At 42.3% G+C, this 14,062-nt stretch carries 9 protein-coding genes and 1 pseudogene; 1 reads left to right on the top strand and 9 read right to left on the bottom strand.

All coding sequences use genetic code 11. From position 1 onward, the window contains the following. Nucleotides 1-63 precede the first annotated feature (63 nt). The 5 genes and pseudogenes from ACPZ3T_RS22065 to ACPZ3T_RS22045 form a co-directional block, all read right to left on the bottom strand. Nucleotides 64-1,116 carry a phage tail protein gene (locus ACPZ3T_RS22065; RefSeq protein WP_490271584.1) on the bottom strand — a complete coding sequence of 351 codons (1,053 nt, stop codon included), beginning with the start codon at nt 1,114-1,116 and terminating at the stop codon, nt 64-66. A 70-nt stretch (nt 1,117-1,186) separates the two neighbouring features. After that, entirely contained in the window at nt 1,187-3,391 is a 2,205-nt protein-coding gene (locus tag ACPZ3T_RS22060; RefSeq protein WP_490277329.1) for a putative baseplate assembly protein, read from the bottom strand. An 81-nt stretch (nt 3,392-3,472) separates the two neighbouring features. Continuing rightward, nucleotides 3,473-3,895, bottom strand: a complete 423-nt coding sequence (locus ACPZ3T_RS22055; RefSeq protein ID WP_490271583.1) for a GPW/gp25 family protein — start codon at nt 3,893-3,895, stop codon at nt 3,473-3,475. Nucleotides 3,896-4,096: 201 nt separating this feature from the next. Beyond that, nucleotides 4,097-5,107: a porphobilinogen synthase gene (gene hemB, locus ACPZ3T_RS22050; RefSeq protein ID WP_490277327.1), complete on the bottom strand. Its 1,011-nt coding sequence runs from the start codon at nt 5,105-5,107 to the stop codon at nt 4,097-4,099. Between the two features lie 153 nt (nt 5,108-5,260). Continuing rightward, nucleotides 5,261-6,246: pseudogene (locus ACPZ3T_RS22045) on the bottom strand (IS630 family transposase). 62 nt (nt 6,247-6,308) lie between these two features. Between ACPZ3T_RS22045 and ACPZ3T_RS22040 the strand changes: the two are divergent. Next, the gene (locus ACPZ3T_RS22040; RefSeq protein ID WP_490271582.1) at nt 6,309-7,439 is read left to right on the top strand and encodes a hypothetical protein; all 1,131 of its coding nucleotides are present in this window, start codon (nt 6,309-6,311) and stop codon (nt 7,437-7,439) included. A gap of 27 nt (nt 7,440-7,466) precedes the next feature. Here the strand turns inward: ACPZ3T_RS22040 and recR are convergent, their stop codons facing one another. The 4 genes from recR to ACPZ3T_RS22020 all read right to left on the bottom strand — a co-directional run bounded on the left by recR (nt 7,467) and on the right by ACPZ3T_RS22020 (nt 14,007). After that, the gene (gene recR, locus ACPZ3T_RS22035; RefSeq protein ID WP_490271581.1) at nt 7,467-8,024 is read right to left on the bottom strand and encodes a recombination mediator RecR; all 558 of its coding nucleotides are present in this window, start codon (nt 8,022-8,024) and stop codon (nt 7,467-7,469) included. A 215-nt stretch (nt 8,025-8,239) separates the two neighbouring features. Then, on the bottom strand, nt 8,240-9,322 hold the full coding sequence (psbA, locus tag ACPZ3T_RS22030) for a photosystem II q(b) protein (RefSeq protein ID WP_490271580.1): 1,083 nt from the start codon (nt 9,320-9,322) through the stop codon (nt 8,240-8,242). A gap of 138 nt (nt 9,323-9,460) precedes the next feature. Further along, a complete protein-coding gene (locus ACPZ3T_RS22025) occupies nt 9,461-10,960 on the bottom strand; it encodes an MBOAT family O-acyltransferase (protein ID WP_490271579.1) in 1,500 nt (499 codons plus the stop codon). A gap of 71 nt (nt 10,961-11,031) precedes the next feature. Further along, nucleotides 11,032-14,007: a DUF1574 family protein gene (locus tag ACPZ3T_RS22020; protein ID WP_490271578.1), complete on the bottom strand. Its 2,976-nt coding sequence runs from the start codon at nt 14,005-14,007 to the stop codon at nt 11,032-11,034. Between the last annotated feature and the right edge of the window lie 55 nt (nt 14,008-14,062).

The following is a 14,062-nucleotide window of genomic DNA, read 5'->3' as shown; positions in this document are numbered from 1 at the left end:
CAGGGGGCAGGGAGCAGGGGGCAGGGGGCAGGGAGCAGGGGGAAAACTAATGACTATTCCTTATTACTGGTAACTTTCATTCTCTATGTACAATTCGTAGGTGCAGAAGGCTGGTTTTTCTTGTTCGATAATTTGACGGACTAAATATTGATCTATTTGCTGGGGATGTTGGGGACGTAGACGGACAATAAAGTGATAGGGAAAACCACCGCCAATCATGGCATCTTCTCCTAGGTGAGTGTTACCTAATACAAAACCTTCACCGCGAATTTCCTCAATACAAATATGTTTATCAGTTTCTTGAGGAATATGATCATCTAAAGGCAAATCTGTATAAAGATGTAAATAAAGTCTTAAACCCCGTCTTGTTCCCCGCCAACGATAGAGTTCTACAGCCGAACGAATTAAAAACCGTTGTCTAGCTAAAGTCCAACGTTGATCAAGTGGCCAGCCTACCCAATGGGCGAGAAAAGGTAACAAAGCCGAGGGTGCAGTCATGGGATCTAGATATGCCCAAAGCACATCTAATGTTTGCACCGCAGGTTCAAAAGCCTGTTCAAAAATTTTGAGGAAGCGACCAATAAAATCTACTTCCCGATATAAACTAGGTATAAAATTAAGATATAAACTCCGGGGACGTACATATAAATTCAAAGCCCCAGTTTCTACAAATTGCTTACCTGTGCCTTGCTCTTGGTAATAAACATGAATCCGGCTGTGAAAATCCAACATCAAAGGATGATGATGTGTGACAGCCATTTCTTGTTCAAAAAAGTCTTCAGGAATGTGAAAGCACAGTACCACATTCATCTGGGCGCGGGGATCAAAAGCATAAGGCCCTTGTCTATCCGGTTCTTTATGAATAGAACACCACTCTAAGGGAAAATTACCTTCAATTTGCACCTTTAAATCTAAGCTGCGATCGCCTAAATTTTCTAACTGCAATAATATTTCACTGGGTTCTCTGGGATAAATAACTACATCACACCCGGAAAGTTTAGTATTCGTCGCCAAATTAAACGGCACTAAACTCGTATTTTGAGATGCGCTTGCTGTCGATGGTTGCAAGCCATCTGACTGTTGCATCGGAGTTAATTGTAAACTTAAGCCAGGCATAATAAATAATTCGTAATTCGTAATTCGTAATTCGTAATTGGGCGGGTTGAGTTTTTTTGATTTGGGGAATCTATTGTATTAAGTTAACAACGTGGCTGGAACGTAATTGAGTATTTTGCCAGGAGCAAATTAAGCCTAAGTTGCCTGGATCAATTACGGGGTTTTGGGGAAGCGATCGCTCCCAATGATCTCTGATGTAACGTAGTTCAAATAGTTGTACAACTCCTAAATAACGCACAGCCGGGAATTGTTGGAATAGAGTCACAATATCAGAAGGATATACAGGACGACCAAACGGCCAGCCTTTGCCGTCATGTCCGCCCGTGATAGGATTCAAGAAACGGTAAAGAGCAACTCGCAATTTTCCTAAAATTTCTTGTTGGGCGGCGGGATGATTGTATTCTGGTTCTAGGGCGACTTCGGTTTGTACTGCTACACCTACATATTCTGGTGCTTGTAGTTTCACTTGCACCCCCAATAACCGCCGTTCATCTAAATAAGCTAATATCTGGGTGCAAAGTTGGGGAGTCAGTCTTAATAATTCGGGATCGATACCTTCACCACGATTAATCACATTGGTGTTAGCAGATGGTACAACTAATAACCTGACTGTCCCAGCTTCTTTAGTGGAATTAGGGGGTAAACAACGCACCCGCGCCACCGCACCAGCACCAGCTTGCAGCGTTAAGACTTCAAAATCTTCGGGAGTAACGGCGCGATCGCGTGTACGCAGCATCGCCGGAACTCGGATCACCGCATCTTCCAAAGATTCCGCATCTGCGCCATTGCGAGCCGGTACATGATTAATCACACGGGAAACATAAGGTACAGCCGTTTTTGCTACAGTAATCGTTCCCTTCTGCACATTTCCTTTCCGTCCTCCCCCTGTGCGATAAGCTACCATCCGAATCACTGCCCCACGGGGAGGTACAGCCCCATATTGACGCTCTAATTCCTCAGCATTAGGGATGAGTGACTGGGAACTAGAGATTTGGGGAAGATTCTCAGCCCCTAATATCTTCCTCCACTCCGTCTGTTGTTGGATTTGGGCAGGTTCACGAATTAAGGGGCCAAACTGAACTAAACCTGTTCGGGAGTCAATCGTGTAGTGACGATCTAAAGGGCCAGAATTAGCAAAATCGCTGACTTCATACCATCTCTGCGAAGATAAACTTCCTGGAGGTAATACTTCTATATGTTCATTTTCCTGACGATTTAACACAGGGAATTGTTGTAACTGAAAAGTCTGCCCCGGTGTACCCTCACTTTCACCTAAAATTTCATCATGAATTAACTCACTTTGACTAGCTACCACTGTCCCACCAATGGCACGCACCGATAAACCGACAATCCGGGGAGAACAGCTAAACCCCGGCTGATTAAGTTGGGGGGTAGTGTAAATGCACCTTAACCAACGCCCTTGGAAAGCAGTAAAAGTTTCCACAGGCCAAGATGAGGGTAAATGCAGGACGACATCTGCACCTTGGAGGGGATTAGCACCTTGAGCCGCCAACTCACTAAAACTAAATCCCTTCGTACTATCATCAGATTCTTGCAGTAAAACTGATACCCATTCCATACCATTCCAAGCTTCCCACCGTCGGGGAGGGGCATCAGGGTTAATCCCTGTACTGGTGGCAGCTTCTCCTTTAAATTGCAGTGCTAAAACATTGCCTGCACACTGACAATTACCATCAATAACTATATAAAAACTATTACCTGGTTCTGGTTGCTCATCAAAAAAACTTAATTCCCTACCGTACCACTGCTCATCAGGATTCACAGCCCAAAAATTAGTCCAGCGATCGCGTAAAATTGTTGGTTTAGTTTCCGTGGTTTGGGCAGAGAGAAAATGACGAATCAGGGGTTTATCAATAATTAAATCTTTATCTGTAGTAAATGCGATCGCTGCTTCGGTTTCTGTGCGTACCGTCGCCACCTGCACACCAGCAGGAATTGTATAAGTTTCTGGTAAAGCCGCACTTAAATAAAAAGTAATATCTGCTAAAGCTGGTGCAGGTGCTTGCAATCGCACCCCTAATAATTCTAAAAAAGTAATATAATTCCGCTTTGGTACTTGGTTGAACCGTAGTAACATTTGGTCAGTCAACCAAGCAAATAATTCAATCAGCGTAATCCCAGGATCACTGGGGTTGTAGTTTGTCCATTCAGGACAATAACGAGGAATCCGCAGCACACATTCATCGACCAAATCTTTAAATGTGCGATCGTCAAGATTTGACTTTGGTAGCTTCGGTAAAAAATCAAATTCCACAATAGATAACCAGGGTAGGGGTTTAATTAATTCAAAATTCAAAATTCAAAATTAGAGAACTTTGGGCAGGGGTAATGACTGTTAACTGTTAATATTTGCCCCGTTGAGATAAAATGGGAAAACTAAACTACGAGAATCATGGGTATCTTTTGGATGATACTGAATATGAATATCTACCCGACCTCGTAACGGATCAGCTTCTGTAAATATTGCATCTAAAACAATCCGAGGCTCCCACATCTCCAAAGCTTCTTGAACGTGTAGGCGCAACAGTAATAAAGTTTGGGTGTTCATCGGTGCAAACGTCAACTCAGACAACCGTGAACCAAAATTAGGCCGATACACTCTCTCACCCAAGTCAGTACGCAAAATGAGCATAATCGACTCCTCAATGTTGCGTTCCTTGGTACTGAGTTGTAAACCTCCCTGGACATTTACCCTGAGTGGAAAAGACCAGCCCGTGCCTAAATGACTACGATGCTGATTTTGATTGAGTTCTGGCATGGTAAGTCAATGCTGACAAGCGTGTTTACGGTAATTTACGCTCATCTGTCACACTAAAACTATTCGCCAAAAGTCGAGCTTTATAGTAATTCGTAATTCGTAATTCGTAATTCGTAATTCTTAAGAGGGAACAGGCAATAGGGAAAACCCCATTCTTAAAAGAAGGGGCTTGTACTTTCAACTTTGGGCTGTTGATGAACCCTACCTACTTAGTATTAGAGCTACTTCTTTAGCAAAGTAGGTCAAAATTAAATCAGCCCCTGCTCGTTTCATGCTGGTTAAAGTTTCTAAAATAATCTTTTTCTCATCGATCCAACCCATCTGGGCAGCAGCTTTAATCATGGCATATTCACCACTGACGTTATATGCCGCGATCGGTAGTTGTGTATGATTACGGATGAGATGAATAATATCAAGATAAGCTAGGGCAGGTTTTACCATAACAATATCTGCACCTTCAGCAATATCTAAATTTACTTCTTTTAAAGCTTCTCTGGCGTTAGCTGCATCCATTTGATAGGTTTTTTTATCGCCGAACTTTGGGGCTGAATCTAAAGCATCTCGGAAAGGCCCGTAATAAGCGGAGGCGTATTTTGCCGAATAAGCCAAAATCCCTACATGAATATAACCTGCTGCATCTAAGGCTCGACGAATAGCCCCGACTCTACCATCCATCATATCTGAAGGTGCAACAAAATCAGCCCCAGCCTCAGCTTGTGTTAAGGCCATTTTGACTAAGATTTCGACGGTAGGATCATTGAGAATAGTCCCTTGCTCATCAACTAAACCGTCATGTCCGTGGGTAGTAAAAGGATCAAGAGCTATATCGGTAATTACTACAATTTCTGGAACTGCTTGTTTAATAGCTTTGACACTACGCTGTACTAAACCATCTGGGTTATAGCTTTCTGTGCCTGTGTCGTCTTTGAGTGATTCTGATATGACTGGAAAAAGTGCGATCGCATTAATCCCTAAATCAAATGCCTGCTTAATTTCTTCTAGTAACAAATCTAACGTATAGCGATAACATCCTGGCATTGACGAGATTTCCACTTTCTGCCCTTCTCCCTCCATCACGAAAACTGGATAAATCAAGTCGTTAACACTCAGTGTTGTCTCTTGCACCATCCGCCTTAAAGCAGCTGTACGACGCAGACGACGAGGGCGATGTACTAGGTTGTCAGTTTTGACTAGGGATTCTTGCACTGTCATAATCAAAATAAGGATGATATTGATAACGATTATCATCTCATAAAAACAACTCCAGCAGGCACAGGCAAATTACAGGTAGTGTCTACGAATACTTAGGCACGGTTGACACCATTGACCTGTCCAACACTGACTACTAGTAGTGTACCAAGAAAATTATGACAGGTTTAAAGTAGGATACAATCGTTGAAATTTAACTCTGGCATCTGAAGCAACAAAACGCCAATCAATTTTTACTTTTCGGTGATTACGCTCTTGTTCCCAAGCTTTGATTTCTTGGCGTAAAGTCTCAATATCTCTAAGGCGACGGTCTAGGCATTGACGTGAGAGAACAGAGATTTCAATTTCTACTTGATTAAGCCAACTACCATGCTTGGAAGTATCTACCAAATCTCTCATTTGGTGGGCGAAATCTTTTTTGGTTCTTGATGAAGTGACCTCTACGTGTCGCCAATCATAATGCGGAGCATAAAATACGAATAAGTTACAAGTTCCTTCACGAGATTATTGATAATCTATGCGTGGTGGTTGGTCTGGTTGACAAGGTAATGGTTCTACAATATCAGCCAATAATTGGTAGGGTCTTTCATCAAAACAAACAATCGGATTAAACGGCGTAAAATACTCAGCATATAAGTATAGTAAGTTTTCCATTCTATATATATATTCAGCATTTATTTCGCCAATACACCATTCCTGTTTCAGCCAAGGTTTTATCTTGTTTTTTTAAGTGTTGTACGTACTGTTTCGTCCGAAATGCTGTCAATTATTTCCAAGCTAACCAGCTTGTCAGCTAATAGTTGCATTGTCCAACTCTCACGTCCAGATGGTGGGTCACTACAGGCTGTTGCAATCAAAAAAACTTCAGCTTCTGGAGTTAATTTTTTCTCTCTCCCCTTACGCGGCCGTTCGCTTAAGGCTAACTCGATTCCTTCTTCTACATATCTTTGACGTGTACGGTGAACTGTTGATTCTCCTACCATTAGCATTGAAGCTATCGCCTCGTCTTGATAACCTTGATCTGCCAACAGTAGAATCTGCGCTCGTTTTAAAACACGAGCTGAATTTTTTCCTTTCTTGGTTAAATCAACCAACTGTTTATGTTCTTCTTGAGTCAGGTTAACAGTATATTTAACTGGCATAGTGTCTTAAGTGTTTTTAGACTATGTTCTCACTTAGAATACTACCTGTCAAAATTACTCTGGTGGACTACTACTATGTAATTAATGTTGATAGCAACAACTTTAAGCTTGCTTCTAGTATTGGTGGTACGGAAATTTCTCTAACTGCTGCTGCTGGCACACGTTTACTGACAGTCATTGGTAATGAATTAGAAGAAGGTGTAACTTATTACGTTATCAATAGGACATACACCAGTTTCCAATTGTCAAAAACCAAGGGTGGTGCAGCGATGGCTCTCGATACGTCAGGATTAACCGGTACAGGTGCAAATCATATCTTTGTCAAACAATCGGTAATCGATTTAACTAGCACCAGTACGGGAGCGCACAATTTACATATCGATTTGGAAAACGGAACGGCTACGGGAAGTAAACACCTGTTATCATCAGGAGCATCCATAGTTTTACCCAGCCAAGGTGACAATGTATTCTCTGCATATTCTCAAGCTTCAGCCGGGGCGTTAGTCGGAGGTACGGGTACAAAAACCAACATCAATATTATTCCTACCTTTAATACCTATATAGGTAATAATGCGTCTGTAACCGCCACAGAAAATGTCACGGTAAACTCCACATCTAACATTGAGGTATCAGGGGGAACTACTTCTGAAACAGGTGGCGCGATCGCTGTGGGAGCATCCAAAATCAATCTGACGGTGACAAATAACAACAATACCTATGTCGGTAATTCTGCGAGCATCAAAGCTGAAGGTAATGTTACTATTGACTCTCACTCAGATAATGATATTAAGATTTCCGCTTCCGGTGGGGCTGGCTCTTTGATCACTTTCGCGGATGCAGATGTAGTAGTACGTCTCACCCAAAACACCATCACCTCTATTAACGACAATGCTAGTATCATCGCTAACGATGACCTTGCAGTTCGCTCTTCTAGTAATACCAAGGGTAAGGTCAAAGTGAAAGCTAGTGGTGTAGGACTTTATGCTGATGCGGATGCTAATGGCGAATTTTACATCGATAGCACTAATCGGACGGATGTTAAGAGTAATACACGCTTAGAAGCAAGAACGCTGACGGTGGCAGCAATTGTTGACAATCTCGATGTTGAAGCTCGTTCTGAAGCTCAAGGTGCTGGACTAATTGGTAATATTGACGCTCACTCCACAGTGGATTTAGCTGGAACAGATGCTTAAACGTGAATTATTTTGAAATTCCTGTGGTTAATCTAACTCCCGTCGCCCTTCTAAGGCTCTTGCTAATGTAACTTCATCGGCGTATTCCAAATCCCCACCCACAGGCAAACCAAAGGCAATGCGCGTCACTTTAGTAAAGGGTTTGAGTAGTTGCCCTAGATACAGAGTTGTAGTTTCTCCCTCTACACTAGGACTAATTGCCATAATTACTTCTTGGGGTTTTTGTTGACTTACCCGCCTTACCAAAGCTTGCACATTTAACTGTTCTGGGCCAATACCATCTATAGGAGAAATAACTCCCCCTAAAACGTGATACTTACCTCTATATTCACGGGTTTTTTCTAGTGCAATCACATCACGAGAATCAGCTACTACACAGATAGTCTGATTATCCCGGTTGGGATTACGACAAATTTCACAAACAGGTTCAGCCGACAGATGAAAACAAACAGAACATAAACCTACCTGTTTTTTCGCATCAATCAAAGCTTGTGCTAAAGCCTCTACTTCAGATTCTGGACGCTTCAAAATGTGCAAAGCCAGTCTTTGAGCAGATTTAGGGCCGACTCCGGGCAGGCGTTGCAACTGTTCAATTAATCTTGCTAAAGGACGTGCGTAAACCGTAGCTTTATCTCCTGTATATTCTCACCTTAACTATGATGCCATTTTTAGCCGAGTTTGTAGTCAGGACTTTAGTCCTCATGCTTTTCAGGACTAAAGTCCTGACTACGAACTTAGTCAAAAGCAAAAAGCGTCCCTCGCAAGGAGGAACGCTTTTTAGTTAGCTAGAAGCTAGAAGATTAACCGTTGATAGCAGGTGCGCTGATAGCAACAGGAGCAACTTCACCAGCAGCTAAGTCTAAGGGGAAGTTGTGAGCGTTACGCTCGTGCATTACTTCCATACCTAAGTTAGCGCGGTTGATTACGTCAGCCCAGGTAGCAATAACGCGACCTTGAGAATCAATGATGGATTGGTTGAAGTTGAAACCGTTGAGGTTGAACGCCATTGTGCTGATGCCCAATGCGGTGAACCAGATACCAACTACAGGCCATGCTGCCAAGAAGAAGTGCAAGGAGCGGCTGTTGTTGAAGGACGCGTATTGGAAGATTAAGCGACCGAAGTAACCGTGTGCTGCAACGATGTTGTAGGTTTCTTCTTCTTGTCCGAATTTGTAACCGTAGTTTTGAGATTCGGTTTCGGTGGTTTCACGCACCAAGGAGGAAGTTACCAATGAACCGTGCATTGCAGAGAACAAGCTACCACCGAATACACCAGCCACACCTAACATATGGAAGGGGTGCATCAGGATGTTGTGTTCTGCTTGGAACACGATCATGAAGTTGAATGTACCGGAGATACCCAAGGGCATACCGTCAGAGAATGAACCTTGTCCGATGGGGTAGATCAAGAATACTGCGGTTGCAGATGCCAAAGGCGCAGAGTATGCTACGCAGATCCAAGGACGCATTCCCAAGCGGTAGGATAATTCCCACTGACGACCTAGGTAGCAAGCGCATCCGATCAAGAAGTGGAAAATTACCAATTGGTAAGGGCCACCGTTGTACAACCACTCATCTAAGGAAGCTGCTTCCCAGATGGGGTAGAAGTGTAAACCGATCGCGTTGGAAGAAGGAACAACTGCACCAGAGATGATGTTGTTTCCGTAGATTAATGAACCTGCTACGGGTTCGCGGATACCATCGATGTCTACTGGAGGTGCAGCGATGAAAGCGATGATGAAGCAGGTGGTTGCGGCTAGCAAGGTGGGGATCATTAATACGCCGAACCAACCGACATAAATCCGGTTTTCGGTGCTGGTGATCCACTCACAGAACCGCTCCCATACGTTCGCGTTTTGACGCTGTTGTAAGGTTGTGGTCATTTTTTTATGATTGCTTTGATTTTTGAATTAAGGAGGCGTGTAAAATTTACGCCTGCTCATAAACTTTACATGAATTTACGCGATTTTTTCGATTAAATTTCTTATGTATAAATCTTAAATAATAAGATTTAATTATAATTAAAAATCAAAGTAGATGTAAGGAAGGCTACCTTCAGGAGCAAGCAACCAAACAGCATAGAAAAAGAGTGGTACAAAGACTAGCTTGAGAGGCCAACTGAGATCGAGTTTGAGCTTACCTTTAAAGGCATAAGTAATGCTCATCAAAGCGGCTAAAAAACCCATCATCCAGGCAATTTGGGAAGGGCTGGTGTTGAGGGCTTCGATATAAACTTTTTGATAAAATTGGCTATCAGCAGGATGACCCCATAGGTGTTGAAATACCCAAGCCGAGTCTTGCAGATTAGGCAGACGAAACCAAATCCAAGAGGTGAAAACCATCAGTTGGGTAAAAAACCAAGCGATGAGTACACCTAGAGGATTTTGCCAGAATTGTGCTAGTTTTTCATAGCGATCGCTCATATCATCTGTGAGTCGATGCACTACTAAGGCTAAACCGTGATAAATACCCCAGATAATAAAGCCCCACAGAGAACCGTGCCAGATTCCAGCAATTAACATCACAATAAACAAATTCCAGCAGGTGCGAGTTAAACCTTGACGAGAACCACCCAACGGAAAATAAACATAGTTACGTAACCAGTCACCTAGAGTCATGTGCCAACGTCGCCAAAATTCAGCAATACTAGTGCTGAAATAGGGAAAATCAAAGTTTTCTGGGAGTATTAACCCAAATAACAACGCACTACCACGGGCAATATCTACATAACCACTGAAATCTAAATATAACTGCAAGCCATAGGCGAAGGTAGCCAACCATAAATCATGACTACCAGCCCGTTGCAGATTACCAAAACATAAATCTACAAAAATGCCCAGATGATCTGCTAATATACCTTTTTTTACAGCACCTCTAGCAATTAGCCATAGAGCTTCCACCACTTTATCAGCACCAGGAAATTCCAGAGACTTAAACTGATTTGCTAAATTGTGATAGCGGGTAATTGGCCCAGAAATTAACTTAGGAAAGAATAATTTATAAGTAGCAAACTTGAGAAATTGATTAGTAGCAGGCGCACCACGATACACATCTACTAAATAAGCAATACACTCAAAGGTGAAAAACGATATGCCTAACGGGGTGATAATTTTAAAAGGACTTTCTGAAACAGTCGCTGGTAAATCAAAAAATATCTTTACTAAACCATTAACATACTTAAATCCTAATAAAATTACCACATTTAATCCTATGCCTACCCATAATAATTTGAGGCGGCGACGATTCCAATCGACGTGAGCAAATTGCCATTCTTCGTTAGAAATCTGCCAGTCTAAATTATGTTGTCCAGGAGAAGTATTTTTACCAATTTCCCGCCCTAATTGAAAGTTAATAAAAGTAAGTGCTAATAAAAGGGGGACATATTGAATACTCAAAGATGCGTAAAAAATCAGGCTGGCAATTACTAAAATCCATAGGCGAAACTTAGAGACTTTCAAAGACCAGTAAATTACCAAGACACTCAGCAAAAACAGTCCATAAAGAATAGATATAAAGTTCATATTGTATTATTGCAATCATCAATATTTAATTAGGTGTTGAATATTCTCACCCTGCATTTAGAGTCCCGAATCTACTTGACTGGCCAAGGAATCATCGGATCATTGGCTAGTTTTTGCGAGACTTCGTAAGCACCAAAACGATTGAGGTGGCTGGGGTCAGAAAAATGTTCATTGGCTTTTGGAAAAAGTTGACTTAAATCTCTATAAATAAAGTTGGGATTAGTCGCCAATCGCAACATATATGTTTGAAATTCTTGTTCATGTTGGCGGCGAAATTGATCAAGGTATTCGGCGGTGAGTGGAAGATTAACAAACACTAAAGGAATATTTCGAGATTGAGTAAATTGCAAAACATCTTGAAATGCAGCATCTTGTTCTGCTCCGAGTTGAAAGTCTTTATAATCGTTGTCGTAATTGCCAGTTACTTTGGGATGTTTTTGATAGTATCTAGCAGGATTGAAACGTACAGATAAAGGTAAAAAGCCATCAAAATCAACAGCTTGTGTCAATGTACTGTCATCTTCAGCATGATCTGTATTTGATTGAGTGGTTAGGGAAGGTTTTTCAGGTTCTTTGAATATGGGTATAGATGCTAGTTGTTTGTGGAATAAAGTTTGAATTTCCTCCCGGTGTTGGTAACTAGTGGAGACACCAGCAACCATTTGATTTAACCATTGATTAATTACTTGATAGTTATTTATCTCCGATTGGGGTGTGGTTTGAGGATCTTGAGAGGAATTAGCTGGATTTGTTGAGGATTCCTCGGTGTCACCAGATGTTTTTGCTTGTTTTAACACATATTCATAACCTAGAGAAGAAGCGATCGCTTTAAATGTTAAGTCATCACGACCACTATTAAAAGCACGAGAACCATCCGCCCACAGAATTAACTTTGGTAGTTCCGATGGCTGCAACACCTGGCGAATCACAAAATCTACAACTTGGGAGGTTGCGCCGTTAATGCCAAAATTAAAGATGTCAACATTGGGATAACCTTGGCGAGCTAAGGCTTTTGATAAAGCCACAGGATCAACACCCCGCAAAGCACGAGATGAACCAATAATTAAAACATCGACAGGTTTGCCATTTTTAGCGATGCGCTGTCTGTATAAAGCTAATTGTTCATCTAACTGTCTGACATTAAAACTGGGCATAGGCGATCGCGCCGCCAGTAAAATAGCTGTAGCATTGGCTTTATCTTTGAGGGGTGCAGCTCTTAAATCTTTGGGTTTATCGTCTTGTTGTGTAAAACCAGAGCCATTAAAGGCGGCATTTGGTGGCTGAGAATTAGTAGTAAAAAATGCTGTTCTTTGGTTTTGCTGATCTTGGGTAGTTGCAGGTGATGGTGTCTCAGCAATGTTAACCTCTGGTGAACTCGGTATAGTACGAGTTACCATGTAAGCCAAGATCCAATCGGTTTGCAGGGTAAGTAATAAACCTAAAGTCCCCCAGACTAAGGCAACTTTCACACCTTGAGCATCAGGAATTTGGTTAGTTGGCTGATCACTTTCTGTAAATAACTGGGTATTCAACAGCCATTTTTTGACGGTGGTAGTTGTAGTTTCTAGCCAATCCCGTGCCACTTCCGTAACGAAACTTTGCACTTCTGCTGTAGTTAAGTCAGGGCGCAAAATTTCTTCGTCGTCTTGGGCAATTAAGTCATTTACAAAATCAGCAGTAGCGGCAAATTCTGGAGTAGCTTCAGGAACTAAGCGTTGACGCTGGGCTAAATCTACACCATGATGCCAAAAAGGTTCTTTATGCCCGGCACGTCTACCATAAACCCGCACCCCAGCAATTCCCGGAACTTTTAATTGGCGAATAAACTGGGTAACTCTGGGGGCTACTTGTTTGCGGCTGGGGCAAATAGGTGCATCACACATGATGTGAAATAAATCATCTTTCTGCAACAGCAGCACCCGCAACCCCCCTGTTTTTAACTTGCGATCCAAATTAGGATTAAGTAACCTTTCCAGCAGGAAAATAATTGCAGGTTCATCACCTTCCGTCGCCAATTCTAAAGCTGGGGTAGCCAAAGCCGGATATTCTTTAGCTGGTAAAGTTAGCCAATCAATCCATTCTGGCTGTGTATCGTCATTGGTTTTTTGTCCGTAAACTGTGGCGGCAAGGATACCTTGAGGAGCGATCGCCTCTAATTGTTGTGATATCTTTTCTATACAAACTGCTTTCTCTGGTGCAGAGGAGTCAGTAGCAGGTAAACAAAATATATGTAATGTAGATTCTTGTAAAGAAACTTGGACAGTAATTTGTAAATCTAATAATACTGCGGTTAACAGCCGAGCGATCGCTTGGACATCACCCCACCGCGCCCATTCTTTGAGCATTACCTCTGGGGGTGTTAAATCAATTCGCAACCGCCAATCATGCTTTGTCTCGCCACTGACTTGGGAAACAATCACCGCATCTTTATAACCGGCTAGTTTCAATAGTCTTAATTTGTGGGCTACCGGTTCGGCAAGTAGAGAAGGATCGGGATGATAGCTAGACTGGCAAAATATCCACAGGCGACTAGAAACAACTTGACTCTCATCAGTGGCTTCTATCTGCTTCACTTTCACCTGTACCGCCACTCCCATAGCACTGAGAGTTTCACTCAGATAACGGGCTATGGCGTTGGGATCTCCCCGGCGTGCCAAACTTTCATTAGAAATAATCAACGCCCCCCCAGGGGCTTTAGTGGCATCTTCCAACAGGGCTTTTTCTACCTGTTCTAGATGGCGTTCTAGCTGATTTAAGTAAACTTTATGACACCACTGGGGACGATATTCCCCCTTCTTTCGTCCGTAGACAAATACTTGGTATATTGAGGGTTGTTCGTAATTGGTGAGGGCATCTAAATCTGTTTGCTGGAGTGCGTGCAGCAAATCAGATAAAGTTCGCCAACGTTGAGGACATTCTGAGCCTTCACACAAAATATGAAGGTCATTTCCCCTTAATCGGACTTTCACCCCTAAAGTGTTAATCCCTGTTGCTTGGCTTACCCATTGCAATAAGGATTGCTGGCTATCTGAGATTAATGTTTTCATGGGCAGTTAACTCTAAAGGAACACAGGGAGAAAAAAGCAGGGGAGGGAGAACTCA

The organism is Aliinostoc maniaoense, from assembly GCF_058172895.1.
The sequence above is the reverse complement of the archived record's forward strand: the minus strand, read 5'-3'. Positions and strand labels throughout refer to the sequence as shown.

Bases quoted from the DNA above. Each gene is read 5' to 3' on its own strand.
- ACPZ3T_RS22055 (WP_490271583.1), bottom strand. From the start codon at position 3,895: ATGCCAGAACTCAATCAAAATCAGCATCGTAGTCATTTAGGCACGGGC.
- ACPZ3T_RS22065 (WP_490271584.1), bottom strand. From the start codon at position 1,116: ATGCCTGGCTTAAGTTTACAATTAACTCCGATGCAACAGTCAGATGGC.
- psbA (WP_490271580.1), bottom strand. From the start codon at position 9,322: ATGACCACAACCTTACAACAGCGTCAAAACGCGAACGTATGGGAGCGG.
- ACPZ3T_RS22020 (WP_490271578.1), bottom strand. From the start codon at position 14,007: ATGAAAACATTAATCTCAGATAGCCAGCAATCCTTATTGCAATGGGTA.
- hemB (WP_490277327.1), bottom strand. From the start codon at position 5,107: ATGACAGTGCAAGAATCCCTAGTCAAAACTGACAACCTAGTACATCGC.
- ACPZ3T_RS22025 (WP_490271579.1), bottom strand. From the start codon at position 10,960: ATGAACTTTATATCTATTCTTTATGGACTGTTTTTGCTGAGTGTCTTG.